This window comes from Rhodococcoides fascians A25f (assembly GCF_000760935.2).
GTDB lineage: Bacteria > Actinomycetota > Actinomycetes > Mycobacteriales > Mycobacteriaceae > Rhodococcoides.
This window is the reverse complement of the sequence record NZ_CP049744.1, coordinates 1229665-1246728: the sequence shown is the minus strand read 5'-3', so window position 1 is coordinate 1246728 and position 17064 is coordinate 1229665. Positions and strand designations below refer to the sequence as shown.

Genomic DNA, 17064 nt, shown 5'->3' with positions numbered 1-17064 from the left:
GCCGACATGATCACCAGACGCGCCAAGCCGCCTGCTGCCATCCGTCTGCTCCCGTCCGTCGTCACGATTCTCGCGCTGTGCTCCGGCCTGTCCGCGGTCAAGTTCGCCCTCGACGGTCAGCTCGGCACCGCACTCGCCATGATCGGTGCCGCCGCCATTCTCGACGCGTTGGACGGGCGAATCGCGCGTCTGCTCGACGCCACCAGCAAGATCGGTGCCGAACTGGACTCGCTGTCCGACGCCATCTCGTTCGGCGTCGCCCCGGCGCTGGTCTTGTACGTGACGTTGCTCGAAGGCAGCAGCGGCGGCTGGATCGTCGCACTGGTCTACGCGGTGAGCATCGTTCTCCGGCTCGCCCGCTTCAACACCTTGCTCGACGAGGACGACACCCCCGCGTACGCTCGCGAATACTTCACCGGCGTTCCCGCACCCGCCGGGGCACTCATCGCGCTGGCCCCGATCGCCGCATTCGAGGAATTCGGCGACGGCTGGTGGGCGTCGTTCTACGTCGTCGCCGGATGGTCGATCGTCACCGCGGCTCTCATCGTCAGCCGCATCCCCACCCTCGCGCTCAAGACGGTGTCGGTCCCGCCTCGACTGGCGGCCATCCTGCTGGTTCTGGTGGCTCTGCTCGCCGCCGCGCTCATCACCTTCCCGCTGGTTCTCCTGATGGGATTGGTGCTGGCCTACCTGGTCCACATCCCGTTCGCGGTGCGATCACAACGCTGGACTGCCGCGCGCCCGTACACGTGGGACGCCAAGCCGGCCGAGCGCCGCGCGGAGCGACGGGCCATCCGACGCGCGCCGGGTAACAATCGGCGGTCGCAGGCTCGTCTGGGACTGCGTCGGCCTCGTAGTTGACGCCTCGCAGCCAATGTCGGTAGTGGAGCCTGCGGAATGACCCCAGTAGGTTGGGTGTGTGACCGAATCTCGCTCGACGACGCCTGAGCTCGTTCTCACCGCTCGCCTGAATACCTCGGCGGCCGACGCCAGACGCGGTGTCGTTCGACTGCATCCGGAAGTGCTCGCCGCTCTCGGCCTGCGGGAGTGGGATGCGTTGGCGCTCATCGGTTCTCGGCGTACTGCGGCCGTCGTCGCTGCGGCTCCCGAGGGATCACCGCAGGGCACGGCACTGCTGGACGATGTCACTCTCTCCAATGCCGGCTTGCGCGAAAATGCCACTGTCGCAGTCGCGCCCGTCACCGTCTACGGTGCCAAGACCGTTACGGTGACCGGCTCCGCGCTCGCCACCGGTTCCATCTCCGACGCCACCCTGCGACAAGCGTTGCTCGGCAAGGTGTTGACGGTGGGCGACACGGTATCTCTGCTCCCCCGCGATCTGGGCCCCGGCACGTCGACGAGTTCGGCGACGCAAGCGCTGTCGAGGACGTTCGGGGTTGCCTGGACCACCGAACTGTTGACGGTCTCCGCCGTCGACCCGTCGGGTGGGCCGGTGAGTGTTCAGCCCAACTCGGCGGTGAGTTGGGGGACCGGCACCGTGGCCGCTTCCGGCACAACACAATCCGCGTCGGTACACATCCCGAGGGCTGCTCCCCCACGAGTGAGCGCGGCTGATCTGGTGGGCGTGAGCGCACAGTCGGCAAAGCTGACCGAGTGGCTGCGTCTCGCCTTGGACGAATCGGAACTACTGGCCACACTCGGCGCATCGCCACATCTGGGAGTGCTGATCACCGGGCCGGGTGGGGTGGGCAAGGCCACGCTGGCCCGCGCGGTGATCGCCGAGCGAGCCTGCGTGGTACTGGACGGTCCGTCGATCGGCGCACTCGAGGCGTCCGCTCGCGTCGAGCGCGTCACTGCGGCGGTGGACGAACTCGCCGGCTCCGGGGTTCTGATGATCACAGACGTCGACGCACTGTTGCCGTCCGATCCCGAACCGGCGTCGACCTTCGTGCTCGACGTGCTGCGCCGGGCCGTCGACACTCCGGGTCTGGCCCTGATCGCGACGACCGCGCATCCCGAGGCCACCGACGCACGACTACGGGGCCAGGACCTGTGCGATCGCGAGCTCACGCTCACCCTGCCCGACGCCGCCGGCCGCAAGGGATTGCTCGAACACCTGCTGAAGAAGGTGCCGCAGGATGACGTCGATCTTGTCGAGATCGCTTCACGGACACCGGGTTTCGTGGTCGCAGATCTCGCTGCACTGACGCGTGAGGCGGCGTTGCGTGCCGCAGCCCGCGCGTCGGAGAACTCGGCCGCAGCCTCGTTGACTCAGGACGATCTGGTGGGCGCTCTGCAAGTGATCCGCCCGCTGTCGCGTTCGGGCAGTGAGGAGCTCGCGATCGGCAGCCTGTCCCTCGAGGACGTCGGCGACATGGTCGAGACCAAGCAGGCACTCACCGAGGCCGTGCTGTGGCCGCTTCGGCATCCGGATTCGTTCGCGCGCTTGGGAATCGAACCGCCGCGCGGTGTGCTGCTCTACGGTCCACCCGGGTGCGGCAAGACATTCCTCGTGCGCGCTCTCGCCAGCTCCGGCCAGCTCAGCGTGCACTCGGTCAAAGGCGCAGAGCTGATGGACAAGTGGGTCGGCTCCTCGGAAAAGGCTGTGCGAGAGCTCTTTCAGCGAGCCCGCGATTCTGCGCCGTCGCTCATCTTTCTCGACGAGGTCGATGCGCTCGTTCCCCGACGCGGGCAGAGCTCGGATTCGGGCGTCGGCGATCGGGTCGTGGCAGCGCTGCTGACCGAGCTCGACGGCGTCGAACCGTTACGCGACGTGGTGGTACTGGGAGCAACCAACCGGCCCGATCTGATCGACCCGGCCCTGCTGCGGCCCGGCCGACTCGAGCGTCTGGTGTTCGTGCCGCCGCCGGATTCCGATGCCCGGGTGGACATCCTGAAGGCGTCGGGCAAGTCCATTCCACTGGCCGAGGACGTCGATCTGGAATCTCTCGCCCGCGATCTCGACGGCTACTCCGCCGCCGATTGCGCGGCGCTGCTGCGCGAGGCGGCCTTGACGGCGATGCGTCGGTCGATGGATGCCGCGGCCGTCACGGCCGCCGATGTCGCCACCGCTCGGGCGACGGTCAAGCCGTCACTCGATCCCGACCAGGTGGCGCATCTGCGGGCCTACGGGTCGTGAGCGGAAGCTCGTAGCGGGCTACGAGTTTCCGCTCACCTGCGGCGAAGCCGCTCTCACTTCCAGCGCGCGAGGACCTCTTCGGCGCGCTTGGCGAGCACCATCTGGAAGATCGGCCCGAAGCTGATGCGACCGACACCGAGGGATGCGAAGTGCGAGAGATCGCCCTCGGCGGGGTTGGCAATGGCGTTGATCGGCAGCGGGAGTTCCTCGGCCAGACGCTTGTAGTCGGCGTCGTTGTGGAAGCCGACAGGGTAGAGCGAGTCGGCTCCGGCATCGGCGGCCAGCTTCAGACGCGCGATGGCGCGGTCGACGCGATCGTTCTCGTCGCCGATCTCCTTGACGAACAGGTCGGTGCGGGCGTTGATGACCACGTGCACGTCGGTGGCGTCCGACGCCGCGCGCAGTGCTCCGACGAGGTCGGCGTGCTCCTGTGCTTCACGGAGGCGTCCGCCCTCGCTGTGGACGGTGTCCTCGATGTTGAGGCCGACCGCTCCGGCGGAGATCAGTCCGTCGATCAGGCGCTTGGGGTCCTCGCCGTAGCCGGATTCGATGTCGACCGAGAGCGGTGCGTCGACGGCTCCGGAGATCTGCGTGATGCGGGCGAGGAGTTCGTCGAAGGTGATGCCCTCGTTGTCCGGCTTGCCGATGGAGTCCGAGACCGGGTGGCTACCGACGGTCAGCGCGGTGAAGCCCGCGGACACGGCCAGGTTGGCGGACCAGGCGTCCCACACGGTCGGCAACACGACCGGGTTGCCCGGCTTGTGCAGCTCGAGCAGGGTGGTGGCTTTCTGGGACAGATCAGTCATGGAGACTCCTTCGCGGTGGCTGTGGAGAACGTACGTTCTCTCACTGACCAACGTACCTGCTTCAGTCGATCAAATCGAGTGCTTTCATTCGGTCGAACACCATCAGTGACCCCGGAGCGACGTCGGGCATCGCGGCGTACTCGTCCCGGGTGAAGTACCTGATCTCGGCAATTTCGCTGGTCGGCGACGGTTCGCCGACCAGATCGGCCAGAAAGCAGGTGATCTCGAGCGGTGTTCCCGTCGGATGTCCCCAGGCCTCGCACTCGAACACTCCGAGGAGACGAGCATCGATCACTGCGACGTCCAGTTCTTCTCTGATCTCCCGGTGCAATGCCTGCTCTGCCGTCTCACCGGGGTCGATCTTGCCGCCCGCCATGTAGAACGCGGATTTGCCGACCGATCGCGCCTGGATCATGCGACGGTCTCGAACGTAGGCCAACCCGGCCGTCCGAATGAGCCTCTCACCGTTCGCGGGCATAGTTCCTCTTTCCGAGATACGTCCGATTTGTACCGCTGGGTCCGCCGTCGACCATGCAAAGTAGGATGGAATCCGACAACCGAGGTGCCACCGTTCGGTGGCCGGTTCGTTATTTCTCAAAGCCATAGGTCGAATTTCACACAGATTTCAAAACCCTACTCATCGCCGCCCTACGACCACCGCCTCGGCCCCGCAGCCGATGCGACCCGAGACGACGGAGTGATTTTTGCTCGCCATTCTTCTTGCGCACACCGCCGCCGCGCTGCTCGCCCCGCTCCTCGTCCGGTGGTGGGGTCGCACTGCCTTCTTCCCGCTCGCACTCGTTCCCCTGCTGAGTCTGATCTGGGTGTTCGTCAACTGGAACACAGAGCAGAAGCTGAGTATCGAGTGGGTTCCCGGCCTGTCGATGAACATCGATATGCGGTTCGACTCCCTCGCCGCCATCATGTCGTTGCTGGTGCTGGGCATCGGCGCGTTGATTCTGCTCTACTGCGCCCGCTACTTCGAGGACGACGAGCCACGGCTCGGCCTGTTCGCCGCCGAAATGGTCGCGTTCTCCGGTGCCATGTTCGGCCTCATCACCAGCGACAACATGCTGGTGCTCTACATCTTCTGGGAAATCACGACGGTCCTGTCGTTCCTGCTCGTCGGCCACTACGCCGAGCGTGCCTCGAGTAGGCGTGCGGCCACGCAGGCTCTGCTCGTCACCACCGCAGGCGGGCTGGCGATGTTGGTGGGCATCATCGTCCTCGGCCAGGCCGCGGGCACGTACAACCTGTCCGAGGTAGTCACGAACGCCCCGGGCGGCTGGCTGCCCGGCGTGGCGATCGTGTTGATCCTCATCGGCGCGCTGAGCAAGTCGGCCATCGTGCCGATGCACTTCTGGCTCCCCGGAGCCATGGCCGCCCCCACACCGGTCAGCGGCTACCTGCACGCCGCGGCCATGGTGAAGGCCGGCATCTACCTGGTGGCGCGCCTCGCACCGGGTTTCGCCGACTCGGGTCCGTGGCGCGCGACCATCATCAGCTTGGGGCTGCTGTCGATGATCCTGGCCGGGTGGCGCGCGCTGCGTGCCTTCGACCTCAAGCTCATCCTGGCGTTCGGCACCGTCAGCCAGCTCGGCTTCCTGATGGTGCTGGTGGGCATCGGCTCCGAAAAAGCCATGCTGGCCGGCCTGACGATGGTGATCGCGCACGCGATGTTCAAGGCAACACTGTTCATGGTCGTGGGCATCGTCGATCACACCACCGGCACGCGCGACATTCGCAAGCTCGCCCACCTCGGCAAGAAGGCCCCGTGGCTCGCCGCCATCGCAGCGCTCGCTGCCGCCAGCATGGCCGGCCTGCCCCCGATGATCGGTTTCGTCGGCAAAGAGACGGCCCTGTCGGCGGTGATCAGCACTCCGACGCTCGATCCGACCGTCGCCGCCCTCGTCGTCGCCGGCTTGGTGATCGGGTCCATTCTCACCGTCACCTACAGCATCCGATTCGTCTGGGGCGCGTTCGGCCGCAAGCAGCTCAAGCGTCCGAGCCCGTCGGTGAAGAACATGCACGCGCCGTCCGCGCTGTTCCTGGCCGCGCCAGCATTCCTGGCGGTTCTCGGCCTGGTCGCGGGATTCGCGTCCTCGATCGTCGACCACATCGTCAGCCCTTACGCACGCACCCTGCCGTCGTACGGGCAGGAGCCGTACCACCTGGCGCTCTGGCACGGGTTCAACCTGCCGCTGGCGTTGACCGTCGTCGTCGTCACCGGCGGCGTCGGGCTGTTCATAGCCCATCGTGTGGTCAACCGACTCAAGTTCGAGCACCCACCGCTCGGCAACGCCGACCGCATCTACGACAACGTGCTCAAGTCCATGGACACCCTGTCCATCCGCCTCACCGGCACCACGCAGCGTGGTTCGCTCCCCCTCACCCAGGGCACCATCCTGCTGACCCTGGTGCTGCTGCCGATCATCGTGTTGATCGTCGGGCAGAAGCCAGGCCTGGAGTACACCCTGTGGAACACCCCGCTCCAGTTGGTCATCGGAGTGATCATGATCGCGGGTGGCCTCGGGGCAACCGTCATGCGAAACCGTCTGGCAAGCGTCATCCTCGTCGGACTCACCGGCTACGGCTGCGGCGTCATCTTCGCCATCCACGGTGCACCCGACCTCGCCCTGACCCAGTTCCTCGTCGAGACCCTGACCCTCGTGGTCTTCGTGCTGGTGCTGCGCAAGCTGCCGGCCGAGGTCGACGACCGGGGCTCGGCCGGATCTCGCGGCCCCCGCGCCGCGCTCGCCGTCGCCGTCGGCGCAACGGTCAGTGTGCTGGGAGCATTCGCGATGAACGCCCGCAGCGCAGCTCCGGTCTCACTGCAGTTCCCCGAGGCCGCGTACGAGCTGGGCGACGGCAAGAACATCGTCAACGTGATCCTCGTCGACATCCGCGCCTGGGACACCCTCGGCGAGATCTGCGTTCTGCTGGTCGCCGCAACGGGCGTGGCCAGCCTGGTCTTCCGCAACCGCCGGTTCGGCAGCGCTCCGCGAGTGTCCGACGCCCCCGCATCGAACGCCTCCTCGTCGAACTCGGACTCCAACTACGCGGCGGAGACGACGTGGCTGTTGGGTGGCGATCTGATCGATCCGCGCCATCGCTCACTGATTCTCGAAGTGACGACGCGGTTGATCTTCCCGACGATCATGGTGCTCTCGATCTACTTCTTCTTCTCCGGCCACAACGCCCCCGGCGGCGGTTTCGCCGGTGGCCTCACGGCCGGTCTGGCGTTGGTGCTGCGTTATCTCGCGGGCGGCCGCTACGAGCTCGGCGAAGCGGTGCCGATCGATGCCGGAAAGATCCTGGGTCTCGGGTTGATCTTCGCGGCCGGTACGGCGGTGGCGTCGATGTTCCTCGGCGCACCTGCACTGTCCTCGGCGACGTTGGAAGTGACGCTGCCGATACTCGGTGACATCAAGCTCGTCACCGCATTGTTCTTCGACCTCGGTGTGTATCTCATCGTGGTCGGGTTGGTACTCGACGTGCTGCGCAGTCTCGGCGCACGTCTCGACGCACAGGTGGAAATGCAGAGCCAAGGCCGAGTGAGCGCCCCATGACCGCTGATCTCGGAATGCTCATAATCGTCGGCGTCCTCGTCGCCGCCGGCGTCTACCTGCTACTCGAACGCAGCATCACCAAGATGCTGCTCGGCCTGTTGCTGTTCGGCAACGGCGTCAATCTGCTGTTGCTCACTGTCGGTGGGCCGGCCGGTACGCCGCCCATCGTGGGCCGGGACAACTCCCTGGGCCAAAGCATGGCCGATCCGTTGGCGCAGGCGATGATCCTGACGGCAATCGTGATCACCATGGGTATCGCGGCCTTCGTCCTCGCACTCGCCTACCGATCGTTCACGCTCAACACCAAGGACGACGTCGAGAACGACCCCGAGGACACCAAGGTCTCCAAGCGCCGGTCGATGGCCGAGGCACCCGACCGCGACCGCTCCGACGACCCGGTGACGGGCGAACCGAGCTTCGGCGGCGACGCATTCGACTCGAAGGGCAATCCGATCCCCCTCGAGGAGATCAGAAACCTCGAAGACCTCGAATGCTACGAGGATCTGCACGACGGCGACTTCGACAACGACGACGACAACCCACAGCTCCGCGGGCTCGACGGTCTCGATACGGCCGAGAAGGACGACAGCCGCCCAGAGAACGGCAGCAACGACGACCGCAGCACCGACGACACGAAGGGAGACGACAAGTGACGATCTCCCCGGGCGTGATCGATGCCCTGACTCCACTACCCGTTCTCATTCCGATGCTCGCCGCGGCCCTGACGTTGGTACTCGGCCGCAAACCCCGCGCGCAGCGTTTCATCACCATCGTCGCGCTGACTGCCGTGGTCGCGATCTCGTCGATGATGCTCTACCTCGCCGATCGCGACGGCACCAGCGCACTTCAGGTCGGCGGTTGGGATTCACCGCTCGGCATTTCCCTTGTGGTGGACCGACTTTCGGCGATGATGCTCGTCGTTTCCTCGATCGTGTTGCTCGCGGTCATGGTGTACTCGATCGGTCAGGGTATCCGCGACGGCAGTGAGAATCAGCCGGTCTCGATCTTCCTGCCGACCTATCTCGCACTGACCGCAGGCGTGTGCAACGCCTTCTTGGCCGGCGACCTGTTCAATCTGTTCGTCGGCTTCGAGGTACTGCTGGCCGCCTCGTTCGTGCTGCTGACTCTGGGAGCCAGCGCAGACCGCGTGCGAGCAGGCGTCTCGTACGTGATGGTCTCGATGGTGTCCTCACTGATCTTCCTGATCGGTATCGCCCTGGTCTACGGCGCCACCGGAACGCTGAATCTGGCACATATCGCGGTGCGGATGGACGACATCCCGTCGGGCACGAGAACCGCGATCTTCGCCGTGCTGCTGGTGGCGTTCGGCATCAAGGCCGCGGTGTTCCCGCTGTCGACGTGGCTTCCCGACTCGTACCCCACCGCCCCGGCCCCGGTCACGGCAGTGTTCGCCGGTTTGCTGACGAAAGTCGGTGTGTACGCGATCATCCGCGCACACACCCTGCTGTTCCCGGACGGCTCACTCGACAACGTGTTGATGGTCTGTGGTCTGCTGACGATGCTCGTCGGCATCCTCGGCTCCATCGCCCAGAGCGACATCAAACGACTGCTCTCGTTCACCCTCGTCAGCCACATCGGCTACATGATCTTCGGCGTCGCGCTGTCGACCCAATCGGGATTGTCGGGCTCGATCTACTACGTCGCGCACCACATTCTGGTGCAGACGACGCTGTTCCTCGTCGTCGGCCTGATCGAGCGTCAGGCCGGTTCGTCGTCACTGCGACGACTCGGCGGTTTGGCTGCGGCCAGCCCGGTGCTGGCGATCGTGTTCCTGGTGCCCGCCCTCAATCTCGGTGGCATTCCACCGTTCTCGGGCTTCATCGGCAAGGTCGCTCTGCTGCAGGCCGGTAGCGAACAGGGCAGCGTGTTGGCCTGGCTGCTCGTCGCCGGCGGCACCGTCACCAGCCTGCTGACGCTGTACGTGGTGGCCCGGGTGTGGACCAAGGCATTCTGGCGGGCTCGCGCCGACGCCCCCGAGGGCGACCTGGCCGACAACAGCCCGTCCGCTCTGCTCGACGACTCGTCGGACATTCAGTTCGGTGACCGCGAGGACGTCGGCCGGATGCCGGCCTTCATGTTGATCCCGACGATCGGCCTCGTCGTCGTCGGCTTGGCGATGACGGTGTTCGCCGGCCGCATCATCGACATCAGCGACCGCGCCGCAGCGGACCTCCGCGATCGCTCGGTGTACATCGACGCGGTGCGCGGTGCGGAATTCGTCGGCGATCAGGCCTACGAGCAGGCTCGTGCAGACGAGGAGGGCACCCGATGAAGATGAAGATGGACCGCTCGATTCTGCTGCGTCTGTGGACCCTCGCCTGGTTGACGGCCATCTGGGTGCTGTTGTGGGGCAACGTTTCTGCCGCGAACATCCTCGGCGGTATCGCAGTGGGACTGCTGATCATGGTGCTGCTGCCGTTGCCACGAGTTCCGGTCGAGGGCCGCATCCACGTGTTCTCGCTCGTCAAGCTTGCCGTCGTATTCCTCTACTACGCAATCGAATCCAGCGTCAGCGTCGCCTGGTTGGCGATCCGGCCGAAGGCCCCGCCGGTCACCGGAGTGCTGCGCTGCCGCATCGCGATCAAGTCCGATCTGGTACTCACCCTGTTCGTCGACGCTATGAATCTGGTGCCCGGCACCATGGTGCTCGAGATCGACCGAACCCGACGCCTGCTGTACGTGCACGTGCTGGACATGGGTACCCAGAAGGCGGTCGACGGCTTCTACGCCTACGTCCGACACCTGGAGAAGCTGTTCATCGCCGGCTTCGAGCGTGATTCCGACTGGAAGCCCAGCCCCCTGCACTACCAGGAGTACGAGCAGTACCACGGGGTGCTCGGCGACGACCCCGTCGAGGCCGATTCGGACGCTCCTCGGGACGACAAGAAGACCGACGACAAGAGGAAGGGGGACTGGTCGTGACCGTCGTACTCGCCGTAGCAGGCGTCCTCCTGATCGCCGCCGCGATCCTGACCGCGTTCCGATTGCTCGACGGCCCCAGCACACTCGACCGACTCGTCGCCATGGACACGATTCTTGCCGTCTCCATGTGCGGCCTCGCGGTGTGGGCCGTCTACAGCCGCGACACCACGCTGGTACCGGCCATCGTCGCGCTGTCGCTGGTCAGCTTCGTCGGATCGGTCAGCATCGCACGATTCCGGGTGAGGGACGAATGAGCACCGTTGCGCAGGTCATTGCATCCATCTTCATTCTGTTGGGGGCACTACTGGCGTTCACCGCCGCCGTGGGCATCGTGCGCTTCCCCGATACTCTCTCGCGGATGCACGCGGCCACCAAGCCGCAGGTGGTCGGTCTGATCATGGTGTTGATCGGGGCGATCATCAGCCTGCGCGGAAACGTCGACATCTGGATGCTCGTGCTGGTGGGTATTTTCACCCTGGTGACCGCTCCGGTAATCGCTCATACGGTCGGCCGCGTGGCCTACCGAGAGCAGCGGGGCCGCGACGGCCTGCTGATCGTCAACGAGATGGAACCGGACGAGTCCGATCGGTAGCTCGGGGCGAATCGGCGAAGAACACCGCATGGAAGCCGAACGCCATGGCTGCCAGTACGCCGAGAACGAGCGGCCCGAACACCTGAGGGTGTGATGCGAATGCGGCGGCGAGATAGCGGTAGCTCACCAACAGCGCAGCCATCGCGGCGCAGCCGTAGGCCACCAACGTGATTCGGGCCCGATTCCAGCCGCGCTCGGGGTCGCGGAGGACGGATTCGAGAGTCAGGCACAGCACTGCACCGGCCACCAGATCGACGCCGTAGTGGTAGCCGAATCCGAGAGTGGCGGCAAGCGTACCGAGCAACCACAGGGTGCCGCCGGCGCGCAGCCACCACGGGCCGCGTCGGGAATGGATGAAGATGCTCAGCGCCCATGCGGTGTGCAGGCTCGGCATGCAGTTTCTCGGAGTCTCCGAGTCGAACGGGATCTCGCCGAGCGCGCCCGAGAGCGGCATGACCTGCGATGGCCACGAATCGAACGCGAACATCGGTCCTACCACCGGGAACAGCAGATAGAACACCGGTCCGACGAGTCCGATGAGCAGAAACGTGCGGAACAGGAAGTGCCTCGGCCAGGCTGCACCCGCGGCAACTCCGCGTAACTGGTACAGCGCAACGACGATCGCCGCGACGGGAAGCTGGATGTAGATCCAGTGCAGCGTTCCTTCGGCGACCGGGCCGAGGCGGTCCAGGATGTTGCCCAGGACCCAGGACGGATTCCCCAGCGCGTGATCGGCGGCGTATGCGTATTCGTCGAGAACGTAGGGCCGAACGACGGTGGTGATGTGCAACCAGGCGTCGCCCGCCTTGGTCGCGAGCAACAGCAGTGCTCCCAGAGCAACACCGCGCATCGCCCGAGTGTCCCCCCGACCGGCGACGTAGAACCCGAGCCCGACCAACACGAGCGACGGGCCGTTGCCGACCGTCAGGGTGGCGTCGAAACCGAATCGGACACCGAGCACAGCAGCATCGATCAGCGCTGCGATGACCAGGGTGCGCAGACGGAGAGCAGTGTTCAGTCCTACAGTGGCCAGGACCAGCGCCGCCCACGGCAGCGACATCGACTTCGGTGTGCCGAACAGGTCGTTCCACACGCTCGGCAGCGGGCCGGGAAAGTTCCAGACCGTCGCGATGATCTGCAGCAGCACCAGGAACGCGGCAACGAGGGCAGCGCCGACGATCAGGGGACGAACAGAGTTCTCACGTGTCGAATCGACCTCGACGGTCCCGACATCCCCCTGCAGCACGCCGTTGATCGTAAACGGTGAGTGAACACAAAGTTAAATACAAACGGTCACGATTGGAGCTCGGTGACCAACGACTCCACGACGGCTCGCAGATCTCCGCCGGACTGCGCAGCCACCGCACGCTGGCGTTGGTACGACGCCCCGCGCCGGGGAATGTCGGCCACCGCGGCCAACTCGTCGACGCAGTTCAACCGCACGGCCGTCGGCGTCAACTTTTCGAGCAGGTCGTGCAAATCGTCGGTGACCAGGCGTTCGTTGCTGCTCGAGTCCAGGATGATCTCGGCGTCGAGGCCGTACCTGGCCGCTCGCCACTTGTTCTCCTGCACGTGCCACGGCGGGATGGACGGCAGTGTCTCCCCCGCTTCGAGTCGCTCGTCGAGGTGGACGATGAGGCAGTGTGTCAACGCGACGAGGGCCGCCAACTCCCGCTTGCTCGACGCCCCGTCGCACACTCGGACCTCGATGGTTCCCCACTTCGGTGCCGGCCGGATGTCCCAGTGCATGCCGCCGAGTTGCTCGATGACGCCGGTCTTGAGCTGATCGCGAACGAATCCCTCGAACTGCGACCAGTCCTCGAACTGGAACGGCAGACCGGCTGTCGGCAGCTGCTGGAACATCAGCGCACGATTGCTGGCGTATCCGGTGTCGTTTCCAGCCCAGATCGGCGAGGAGGCGGACAATGCCAGCAGGTGTGGGTACTGCAGGAGCAGCGAGTTGAGAATGGGAAAGACCTTGTGGGGCGACGAGACTCCCACGTGCACGTGCACTCCCCAGATCAGCATCTGCCGACCCCACCACTGGGTGCGCGCGATCAGCTCGTCGTAGCTCGGCGAGCTGGTGAGCTGCTGGGTGGACCATTCGGCAAACGGGTGCGTGCCCGCCGAGAACAGATCGATTCCCAGTGGATCCGCGGCGCGGCGCACCAGGTCCAACGAGCCGCCGAGGTCCTCCATGGCCTCTCCGACGTTCTCGCACACTCCGGTGACGAGCTCGACGGTGTTGCGCAGCAATTCCTTGGTTACCCGAGGGGTGTCCCCGGCGATATCGCGCACGCCGTCCATCACCGCTTCGGCGGAGTTGACCAGGTCTCGCGTGTTCTTGTCGACCAGTGCGATCTCCCACTCGACGCCGAGCGTCGGGCGAGGTGAACTCGCGAAGTCGATCCGGGGAGCGCTCAAACTACTGCAGTACCGCGCACGCAGCCCGAGCACCGGCGTCGCCGGTCATCAGGGTCGTCATGTCCGGCACCGCGGCACCGTCGGGAAGTGTGTACCGCGGCGGAATGTTCGCGAAGTTGTCGGCACCCTCGTGCACGATCACCGAGGTTCCCGCACCGCCGGCGCGCAGATCGTCGAGCGTGATCGTGTCGGTCGTGGTGACGAGTCGTCCGGTGCCGTCCTCGCCGACCTGGATGGACGTCAGATCACCGCTGGCCGGATGCTCGGTGCGGCCGTCGACCTGCAGGTGACCGCCCGCAGACAGGAATGCGCCCGGTTCCCCGCCGGTGGGTGCCACGGAGTTCGGCTCGCAGGCGGCCACGGTGTGAACGTGGAAGCCGTGGAATCCGGGAGTCATGTTCTCGACCTCGGCGGTGACGGTGAGCTTCTCACCCTCGGCCGCGAACGTCACTGTGCCCACCTCGGCACCGGAGGCGTTGCGGAGGGTGCCCTCGATGGTCTCCTCGGAGCCCGACCCGGACTCGGCCCGGCCGTCGCCTGCCGTAGCGGCCGCCGACGGATCGGACTCGCCGGTCCAGACCGGCGGAACGGTACCGGGGGTATCGGACGCAACCTCGCCGTTGCTGCAGGCAGAGAGACCGAGCGCTGCGATCGCGAGGACCGGCACCGCGTAACGCAACGATCGGGTCGCAGCAGTGCGTCGCTTGAACATGTCCATCGGAAATCGCTCCTCTTTCAGGCAGTTTCGCCGGGCTCGAAAATAATAACGTGCCGCCCGATTCGACCGAACCGGGCACGTCGTCGATGTGGTGAACTCTCGGGTCTGGATACCTATTGCGTCACGATGACGACGACGCCGACCGTGGATTCGAGCGAGGTCGGCTTGGGCTCGGCCGGAACACCGAGTTCCGTGGCGATCGACTGCGCAGCTTGTTCCTCACCTGCAGCAGTTCCGTAGTACACCGCCGTCTGGGCGAACTGGGCCTCGCTGAAGTTGCCCGTCTCGGCGACGTTCCATCCCCCGGCGGTCAAGGTGCTCGCGGTACCGGCCGCGAGACCGGAGACGTTGGAGTTGTTGAGCACCCGCACTTCGACGTCGGCGGAGGTGCCCGAGGTGGTGGGGGCCGCGGAGCTGGTCGACGCGTCACCTGCCGGTACCTGCGCTGCGGGGGCCTGCGTCGTGGGTGCAACCACAGCCGGCGCGCTCGTCGTCTCGGAAGCGGAGGGCTCGGCGGCCGCCTCGTCGGAATCGGAACCGGTGAGCGAGAGTGCACCGATCGCCGCGAACAGGATCGCGAGCGAAATCAACACCATGGCCAGAGCGCGGAGTGGTGGCCCGGTCTGTTCCGGGTTGGGGCTGCTCACGTACTCGACCCTAGCCGACCGTCGACGGCGGCTCGGAACACGCCGATAGTCGGACCTGCTCAGACGTCGAAACCGAGCCGACGTGCCGCGCGAGCCTTCTGCCGACTCGCCCGCAGGCGGCGCAGGCGCTTGACCAGCATCGGATCCGCGGCGAGCGACTCCGGACGATCGACCAATGCGTTCAGAATCTGGTAGTAGCGGGTGGCCGACATGGAGAAGAGTTCCTTGATGGCCTCTTCCTTCGCACCGGCGTACTTCCACCACTGCCGCTCGAAGGACAGGATGTCGTGCTCTCGTCGACTCAGGCCGTCTGCACCGACTTCGTTCGGATCCTGCGAGCCGTCCGAACTTCCCGGTTGCTGAGCCTGGTTCGAGTCACGCGCTGCTGCGCCGTCCATCCCACTCCTCGACTTCTCGACTCCCTGGACCTGTGCGATCACCAACTCGTGAGACCACAGACCCTGGGGAAATCTGCTTCCCCCAGTACTGCCGGCACCCGTACGCGCACCGACCGAATTACACAGTTGTGTTTCGAGAATCATTCAACCATGCTCGATGCCCGAGGCACGGCTCCCGCGAGGTACCGGCGCGTGGCGTGTTCGACGAAGACCGGCAGCGCAAGGGACCACACGCACCACCCCCCCTGGGTCATTCCGCAGGCTCCACTCCCGCACCACTATCCTTGTCGACCATGGCAATTCTTCCCATCCGGATCGTCGGCGATCCGGTGCTCCACACCGCAACCGCTCCCGTCACCGAGTCACCCGCCGAGCTGGCCGAGCTGATCGCCGACATGTACGAGACCCTGGCCGCCGCGAACGGCGTCGGTCTCGCGGCGAACCAGGTGGGCGTCGGCAAACGTCTGTTCATCTACGACTGCCCCGACCAAGGCGCGGACGGCAAGGTCTTCCGGCGACGCGGGGAGGTCGTCAACCCCGTCCTCGAGACGTCCGAGATTCCCGAGACGATGCCCGATCCCGATGACGACGACGAGGGCTGCCTGTCGGTTCCCGGCGAGCAGCACCCCACCGGCCGCGCCGACTGGGCTCGGGTGACCGGCACCGATGCGAAGGGCGATCCCGTCGACATCGAAGGCCGAGGCTTCTTCGCTCGGATGCTCCAACACGAAGTGGGTCATCTCGACGGTTTCCTCTACACCGACGTACTCATCGGACGACACGCACGGGCAGCCAAGAAGGCCATCAAGCGCGCCGGCTGGGGCGTGCCGGGGCTGAGCTGGACGCCCGGCACCGTCGACGATCCGTTCGGGCACGACGACGAAGACGAAGACTGACCGACCCGATGATCGTCGACCAGTGAGCATTCCGGTGGGTACCCGGGTGATGCTCCGCTATCGGCTGCCGCCCGGGCACACCCATCCGATGACGGACGTGATCGGTGAGCTGGTGACGCTCGACGCCGATGCCGTCTCGGTCCGCGGCCGGGACGGATCGTTGGTGCAGGTTGCCGCCGAGCGCGTCGTAGCCTTGAAACCGTTGGGCCCGAAGCCGATTCGGACGTCGGAGATCAGGGCACTCGAAGCTGCCGCCGCCGACGGATGGCCGGGCGTCGAGCGAGAATGGATCGACGGTTGGCAGCTGCGCTTCGGTCACGGTTTCACCGGTCGCGCCAATTCGGCGGCACCGCTCGAGCCCGGGGCGTCGACGACGCCCGAGACGCTGGCGAGAATCTGCGATCGATACACCGCACGGGGATTGACGCCGACGCTGTCGCTACCCGATCGTCTCGGCACCGCTCCGGCCGGATGGACGTCGTACAACGAGAGTGCCGTCATGGCGGCAGACATCTCGAATCTTGTTCTGCGCGAGGGCGACTCGGCCATCACCGTCACGGCGGAGCCGACCACCGACTGGCTGACGTCACTGCACTACCAGGGTCGCGCAGCACCTCACGGCGCTGCAGAAGTGGCGTCGGCGATCCACGAGGGCACCCTCGGGTTCGGCACGCTCGGAGCAGGTGCAGTCGGATCAGGCGCGATCGCAGTCGGACGAGCGGCGGTCACCACCGCCCCGGACGGTCGCCACTGGGTGGGACTGACCTCCCTCTGGGTCTCCCCCGAACATCGCCGCAACGGACTCGGCACCTTGATGTGCGGCGAACTGGTGCGGTGGGGACGCGAGCACGGCGCAACCCACGCGTACCTGCAGGTGGCCGTCGACAACACCGTCGCGCTCGCCCTGTACCGAGACCTGGGCTTCGTCGACCATCACCACTATCGCTACGCGCGACCGGATTCACACTGAG

General features: G+C 65.9%; 17 protein-coding genes. 10 read left to right on the top strand and 7 right to left on the bottom strand.

Annotated features, from left to right (window positions below; all coding sequences use genetic code 11):
* The first annotated feature begins 6 nt into the window (after nt 1-6).
* Nucleotides 7-861, top strand: a complete 855-nt coding sequence (gene pssA, locus BH93_RS05945) for a CDP-diacylglycerol--serine O-phosphatidyltransferase (RefSeq protein WP_032380268.1) — start codon at nt 7-9, stop codon at nt 859-861.
* Nucleotides 862-919: 58 nt separating this feature from the next.
* On the top strand, nt 920-3100 hold the full coding sequence (locus BH93_RS05940) for an AAA family ATPase (RefSeq protein ID WP_037171995.1): 2181 nt from the start codon (nt 920-922) through the stop codon (nt 3098-3100).
* A gap of 53 nt (nt 3101-3153) precedes the next feature.
* On the opposite strand, the gene BH93_RS05935 is transcribed toward BH93_RS05940, so the two are convergent.
* Entirely contained in the window at nt 3154-3906 is a 753-nt protein-coding gene (locus BH93_RS05935) for an isocitrate lyase/PEP mutase family protein (protein WP_037171996.1), read from the bottom strand.
* Between the two features lie 61 nt (nt 3907-3967).
* Nucleotides 3968-4384: an NUDIX hydrolase gene (locus tag BH93_RS05930; RefSeq protein WP_242459133.1), complete on the bottom strand. Its 417-nt coding sequence runs from the start codon at nt 4382-4384 to the stop codon at nt 3968-3970.
* A 226-nt stretch (nt 4385-4610) separates the two neighbouring features.
* On the opposite strand from BH93_RS05930, the gene BH93_RS05925 reads away from it, so the two are divergent.
* From BH93_RS05925 to mnhG, 6 genes are read left to right on the top strand one after another with little or no spacing between them, the layout of a single operon-like run.
* Nucleotides 4611-7475, top strand: coding sequence for a Na+/H+ antiporter subunit A (locus tag BH93_RS05925; RefSeq protein ID WP_037171997.1), 2865 nt, complete (start codon nt 4611-4613; stop codon nt 7473-7475).
* Entirely contained in the window at nt 7472-8128 is a 657-nt protein-coding gene (locus BH93_RS05920) for a Na(+)/H(+) antiporter subunit C (RefSeq protein ID WP_037171998.1), read from the top strand. Before BH93_RS05925 ends, BH93_RS05920 begins: the two co-directional genes overlap by 4 nt.
* Nucleotides 8125-9768, top strand: coding sequence for a Na+/H+ antiporter subunit D (locus BH93_RS05915; RefSeq protein ID WP_032380263.1), 1644 nt, complete (start codon nt 8125-8127; stop codon nt 9766-9768). Before BH93_RS05920 ends, BH93_RS05915 begins: the two co-directional genes overlap by 4 nt.
* An 8-nt stretch (nt 9769-9776) precedes the next feature.
* Nucleotides 9777-10418 carry a Na+/H+ antiporter subunit E gene (locus BH93_RS05910; protein ID WP_329955168.1) on the top strand — a complete coding sequence of 214 codons (642 nt, stop codon included), beginning with the start codon at nt 9777-9779 and terminating at the stop codon, nt 10416-10418.
* Nucleotides 10415-10672, top strand: coding sequence for a monovalent cation/H+ antiporter complex subunit F (locus BH93_RS05905; protein WP_032380262.1), 258 nt, complete (start codon nt 10415-10417; stop codon nt 10670-10672). Before BH93_RS05910 ends, BH93_RS05905 begins: the two co-directional genes overlap by 4 nt.
* Nucleotides 10669-11010 (top strand): monovalent cation/H(+) antiporter subunit G, encoded by a 342-nt coding sequence (gene mnhG, locus BH93_RS05900; RefSeq protein ID WP_032380261.1) that lies wholly within the window; start codon nt 10669-10671, stop codon nt 11008-11010. The genes BH93_RS05905 and mnhG overlap by 4 nt, the downstream gene beginning before the upstream one ends.
* Here the strand turns inward: mnhG and BH93_RS05895 are convergent.
* From BH93_RS05895 to BH93_RS05875, 5 genes are all read right to left on the bottom strand, one after another.
* Nucleotides 10976-12265 carry a phosphatase PAP2 family protein gene (locus BH93_RS05895; protein WP_052064876.1) on the bottom strand — a complete coding sequence of 430 codons (1290 nt, stop codon included), beginning with the start codon at nt 12263-12265 and terminating at the stop codon, nt 10976-10978. The genes mnhG and BH93_RS05895 overlap by 35 nt on opposite strands.
* A gap of 38 nt (nt 12266-12303) precedes the next feature.
* A complete protein-coding gene (locus BH93_RS05890) occupies nt 12304-13434 on the bottom strand; it encodes a glutamate--cysteine ligase (RefSeq protein ID WP_230592342.1) in 1131 nt (376 codons plus the stop codon).
* Between the two features lies 1 nt (nt 13435).
* Nucleotides 13436-14152 (bottom strand): superoxide dismutase[Cu-Zn], encoded by a 717-nt coding sequence (gene sodC / locus BH93_RS05885; protein ID WP_037171999.1) that lies wholly within the window; start codon nt 14150-14152, stop codon nt 13436-13438.
* A gap of 113 nt (nt 14153-14265) precedes the next feature.
* Entirely contained in the window at nt 14266-14799 is a 534-nt protein-coding gene (locus BH93_RS05880) for a LytR C-terminal domain-containing protein (protein WP_242459132.1), read from the bottom strand.
* Nucleotides 14800-14858: 59 nt separating this feature from the next.
* The gene (locus BH93_RS05875; protein WP_032380761.1) at nt 14859-15197 is read right to left on the bottom strand and encodes a DUF3263 domain-containing protein; all 339 of its coding nucleotides are present in this window, start codon (nt 15195-15197) and stop codon (nt 14859-14861) included.
* Between the two features lie 293 nt (nt 15198-15490).
* On the opposite strand from BH93_RS05875, the gene BH93_RS05870 reads away from it, so the two are divergent.
* Both BH93_RS05870 and BH93_RS05865 read left to right on the top strand, forming a co-directional pair.
* Nucleotides 15491-16093, top strand: a complete 603-nt coding sequence (locus tag BH93_RS05870) for a peptide deformylase (RefSeq protein WP_032401768.1) — start codon at nt 15491-15493, stop codon at nt 16091-16093.
* Between the two features lie 49 nt (nt 16094-16142).
* Nucleotides 16143-17063, top strand: a complete 921-nt coding sequence (locus tag BH93_RS05865; RefSeq protein ID WP_052064915.1) for an N-acetylglutamate synthase, CG3035 family — start codon at nt 16143-16145, stop codon at nt 17061-17063.
* Nucleotide 17064: the final 1 nt, after the last annotated feature.

What these genes read in the sequence shown, in the direction of transcription:
- pssA (WP_032380268.1), top strand. Translation starts at nt 7, where the DNA reads ATGATCACCAGACGCGCCAAGCCGCCTGCTGCCATCCGTCTGCTCCCG.
- BH93_RS05935 (WP_037171996.1), bottom strand. Translation starts at nt 3,906, where the DNA reads ATGACTGATCTGTCCCAGAAAGCCACCACCCTGCTCGAGCTGCACAAG.
- BH93_RS05930 (WP_242459133.1), bottom strand. Translation starts at nt 4,384, where the DNA reads ATGCCCGCGAACGGTGAGAGGCTCATTCGGACGGCCGGGTTGGCCTAC.
- BH93_RS05920 (WP_037171998.1), top strand. Translation starts at nt 7,472, where the DNA reads ATGACCGCTGATCTCGGAATGCTCATAATCGTCGGCGTCCTCGTCGCC.
- BH93_RS05910 (WP_329955168.1), top strand. Translation starts at nt 9,777, where the DNA reads ATGGACCGCTCGATTCTGCTGCGTCTGTGGACCCTCGCCTGGTTGACG.
- mnhG (WP_032380261.1), top strand. Translation starts at nt 10,669, where the DNA reads ATGAGCACCGTTGCGCAGGTCATTGCATCCATCTTCATTCTGTTGGGG.
- sodC (WP_037171999.1), bottom strand. Translation starts at nt 14,152, where the DNA reads ATGGACATGTTCAAGCGACGCACTGCTGCGACCCGATCGTTGCGTTAC.
- BH93_RS05875 (WP_032380761.1), bottom strand. Translation starts at nt 15,197, where the DNA reads ATGGACGGCGCAGCAGCGCGTGACTCGAACCAGGCTCAGCAACCGGGA.
- BH93_RS05870 (WP_032401768.1), top strand. Translation starts at nt 15,491, where the DNA reads ATGGCAATTCTTCCCATCCGGATCGTCGGCGATCCGGTGCTCCACACC.
- BH93_RS05865 (WP_052064915.1), top strand. Translation starts at nt 16,143, where the DNA reads ATGCTCCGCTATCGGCTGCCGCCCGGGCACACCCATCCGATGACGGAC.